At 74.7% G+C, this 3,771-nt stretch carries 3 protein-coding genes; 2 read left to right on the forward strand and 1 reads right to left on the reverse strand.

The window, feature by feature from the left end; genetic code table 11:
* Positions 1 to 2,257 (forward strand): putative bifunctional diguanylate cyclase/phosphodiesterase (locus ABD352_RS45460; RefSeq protein ID WP_344618840.1); only part of this gene is annotated, 2,257 nt, incomplete at its 5' end.
* Positions 2,258 to 2,377: 120 nt separating this feature from the next.
* On the opposite strand, the gene ABD352_RS45465 is transcribed toward ABD352_RS45460, so the two are convergent.
* Positions 2,378 to 2,881, reverse strand: a complete 504-nt coding sequence (locus tag ABD352_RS45465; RefSeq protein WP_344618841.1) for a chemotaxis protein CheX — start codon at positions 2,879 to 2,881, stop codon at positions 2,378 to 2,380.
* 182 nt (positions 2,882 to 3,063) lie between these two features.
* Between ABD352_RS45465 and ABD352_RS45470 the strand changes: the two genes are divergently transcribed.
* Complete coding sequence (locus tag ABD352_RS45470; RefSeq protein WP_344618842.1) at positions 3,064 to 3,648, forward strand: ATP-dependent Clp protease proteolytic subunit; 585 nt, start codon at positions 3,064 to 3,066, stop codon at positions 3,646 to 3,648.
* Positions 3,649 to 3,771: the final 123 nt, after the last annotated feature.

Consider the following 3,771-nt stretch of genomic DNA (forward strand, 5'->3'; position numbering starts at 1 on the left):
CAAGATCGGCCTCGCCCTGCTCGTGCCGCTGCTCGGCCTGCTCGGGCTGGCCGGCGTGGGCGCACGCCCGGCCGCCGCGGCCCGCCGGGCCCTCGACGGCGTGTGCGTCGCCCTGTGGAAGTTCCTGACCCTGCTCGTGCTCATCCTCGACGTGGGCGGCGAGCCCAGCCGCAAGGTCTTCTGGACCTGTCTGCTGGCCATCGTCGGCATCACGATCGCCGTGGTCAGCGGCGTGCGCGCGCCCTTCCCGCGCTGGGCCGCGGTCACCGCCGCCGGCGGCGTGGCCCTGCTGACCCTGGGCATGGCGGCCGTGCCGCTGCTGCCCGCCGAGCCGGCCCGGCACGACGCCTGGCTGCTGTCCGCGGGCGCGCTGCTGGTCCTCGGCGCGGTCCTGGTGTGGGCCGGCGCCTGCCGCTCGGTCTTCGGCCGCACCGGCGAGGCCCGGGTCGTCGACGGCACGCTGATCGGCGACCCGCTGCTGGTCGCCCCGGTGCTGGCCGGGGCCGGCGCGGTGCTCTACGCGCTGGTCAGCCGGGGCACGATCGGCATCGCGGCCATGGTGGTCGGGGCCGCGGCCGTCCTCGCCGTGGTCCTTCGCGAGATCATCGAGGCGATGACGGTACGGCGGTTCAGCGGCGAGCTCGACGCCCGCGACACGGCGTTCACGTCCCTGGTGGCCGGCTCGTCCGACGTGATCCTGGTGCTCGACCGGGATCTCACGGTGCGCTGGCAGTCGCCGGCCGCGGCCCGCCAGTTCGGCCTGTCCGACCAGGAGGTGCTCGGCCGCCCGTTCGCGCGCCTGGTGCACCCTGCGGACGCCTTCTCCGTCGACGGCTTCTCCTTGGACGCCGAGGCGGACGGCCCGATCCGGGCCCGGGTCTGCGACGGGTTCGGGGTCTGGCGCTACGTCGAGTTCACCATCGCCGACACCCCCGAGGTCGACGGCCTCGTGGTCCACCTCCGCGACGCCGGGGAGCGCCGCGAGTTGGAGCGCAGCCTGCAGCGCACCGCCGCCACCGACCCGCTCACGGGCCTGGCCAACCGCGGCGCCCTGCTGCGCGAGCTGACCGCCGGCACGGGCTTCCTCATCACCGTCGGCCTGGACGGCCTCGCCGGCGTCAACGACCTGCACGGCCCGGACGTCGGCGACGCGATGCTGGTCGAGGTGGCCGCCCGCATCCGCGCCGCCGCCGGCACCGGCGACGTGGCCGCCCGCATCAACGGCGACGAGTTCGCCGTCTTCACCCGCGCCGACAAGATCCACGCCTATACCCTGGCCACCCGCCTGGCCGGCGAGCTCGGCGAGCCCTACCCGGTGCCGGGCGCGGTCCTGCAGCTGTCGGCCGGCATCGGCCTGGCCCCCGCCGGCGGCGGCCCCGAGGAGACGCTGCGCCGTGCCGGCCTGGCGCTACGGCGGGCCAAGCGCACCGGCCGCGGCCGCGTGGAGTGGCACGACGAGGCCGCCGAGGAGGCCTACGTCCGCCGCGCGACGCTGGAGCAGGACCTGCCCCTCGCGATCGAGCGCGGGGAGCTGGACCTGGCGTACCACCCGGTCTACGACCTCGTCGAGGGCCACCCGATCGGCGCCGAGGCCCTCCTGCGCTGGCGCCACCCGAAGCTCGGCACCGTCCCGCCGGGCGAGACCCTGACCGTGGCCCGCGAGCTGGGCCTCACGGCCGACGTGCACGACTGGGTGCTGAGCCGGGCCTGCCGCCAGCTGTCGATGTGGCAGCACGAGGGGTACCGCGTGTGGATGTCCGTCAACATCGGCCTCGACGACTTCGCCGCCCCCGGCTTCCCCAACCGGCTGAGCCTGGCCCTCGACAGCCACCAGGTCGACCCGTCCGACCTGGTCGTCGAACTCGCCGAGCGCGAGCTCGGCCCCGACCTGGACCGCGTCGCCGAGCCGCTCGCGACGGTGCGGGCCATCGGGGTGCGCACGGCCCTGGACGGCTTCGGCGCGGGCGGCACGTCGCTGGCCCACCTGCGGCGCCTCCCGGCCGACCTGCTGAAAGTCGACCGTGCCCTGTTCAATGCACCCCCGGCGAGCGGCGGCCAGGCCCCGCCGCTCATCGACGTGGTGGTGAAGCTGGGCCGGCGCCTGGACGTGACCGTGGTCGCGCACGGGCTGGAGGCGCAGGAGCACCTGGAGCTGGTGCGGGCGGCGGGCTGCCGGTACGGCCAGGGCCACTTCTACGGCCAGCCCGCCCCGGCGGAGCGCGTCGAGGCGGCGCTGGTGCGGCAGCGCACCTGGTGACCGGTTCGCCTTTGCGATAAGTCCGATAAATCCGGCACTCCGTGACCAGATTTATCGGACTTATCCCGATTTTTCGCCTGCCGGGTCGTATGTCGGGTTCAGGCGCGTGAATCGGGCGGATCAGCGGTTCTTGGCGACGATCGGCAGCACCGCGCGGTCCGGGTTGACGTGCAGGACGCTGAACAGGATCGGATCGCCGTCTTTCCAGCTCACGGCCAGGCGATGGGTCTCCTGAGTGGCCGGGAACAGCATCTTGCCGGTGGCGACGACCGGCAGGCCCAGCTTGGCCGGCTGGACGCCACGGTTCTTGATGTTGCCGCCGACCACGTTGATGAGCTCCCCCATCGCGTCGGTCACGTCCCGGTCGGTGATCTCGCTGGCCTCCATGGCGAGCATGATCGCGGTGATGTCGCCGGCCGCCGCGGGCGGGACCAGGACGCGCACGTGCCCCTCCCAGGCGCCCGTGATCGACACGGCGGCCGTCATGGCCTGCGGGTGTGGGGCTTGCGGTGCCTCGACCGCGGCGGCCTCGGGCTGCTGGAGGTACGCGTCCCAGACCTCGTTGACGATCTCGATGAGGTCCCGGTCGACCAGGCCCGACTCTGCGGTGGAAACGTCCGCCATGGCGGCTCCCGAACGGTGCGCGCGGGCACCGCCGGCCGGTGCCCCTATCCCCGCATGCTGCCAGCCGGAGGTTTCAACGCGGGCGGTTTGGCATTATTGCCCGGCCCCGCCCGGGTTCAGCCGGCAGCGGAAACGGGGCCGGCGGGCGGTCGCGGCGGTGGGTTCTCGCCTATGTTCGGGTCATGCGCTCACCCTACGAGCGGCGTCCCGACGAGGACCCGACGATGCCCCCGGCGCTGCACGCCCCCTGGCTCGACGAGCAGCTGTTCGGGCGGCGCATGGTGTTCCTGCGCGGCCCGATCGAGCCCGAGATGGCCTCCCGGGCCGCGGCCACGCTGCTCGCCCTGGACGCGGGCGGCGCCGAGCCGATCAGCGTGCACATGAGCGCCGAGCAGGGCACGCTGGCGGCGGTCTGGACGCTGGTCGACGCGATCGACGCGGTACGGGCGCCGGTGCACGCCACGGCGGTCGGCGAGGTGAGCGCGGCGGCGCTCGGGGTGTTCTGCGCGGCGGCCCAGCGCACCGCCTTCGCCCACGCGCGGTTCCGGCTGGCCGAGCCGAAGGTGTCCTCGCCGGGCGGGACGGCGGACCAGGTGGTGGCGGAGGCCGGGCGATACCTGCGCGACCTCGAGGACCTGATCCTGCGCATCGCCGCCGCGACCGGGCAGACCCGCGCCCGGGTCGAGGACGACCTGCAGTCGGGGCGCGTGCTGACCGCCGAGGACGCGATCGAATACGGCCTGATCTCCTCGATCGTGCGGCGCTGAGGCTGGCGGGCAGCCAGTGGCCGCCAGCCGAGTGGCCAGGCGGCGCGGGCCGCCCGCCGAGTGGCCAGGCGGCGTCGGCCGCCCGCCGAGTGGCCAGGCGGCGTCGGCCGGCCGCCGAGTGGC

The organism is Dactylosporangium salmoneum, assembly GCF_039532525.1.
Lineage (GTDB): Bacteria > Actinomycetota > Actinomycetes > Mycobacteriales > Micromonosporaceae > Dactylosporangium > Dactylosporangium salmoneum.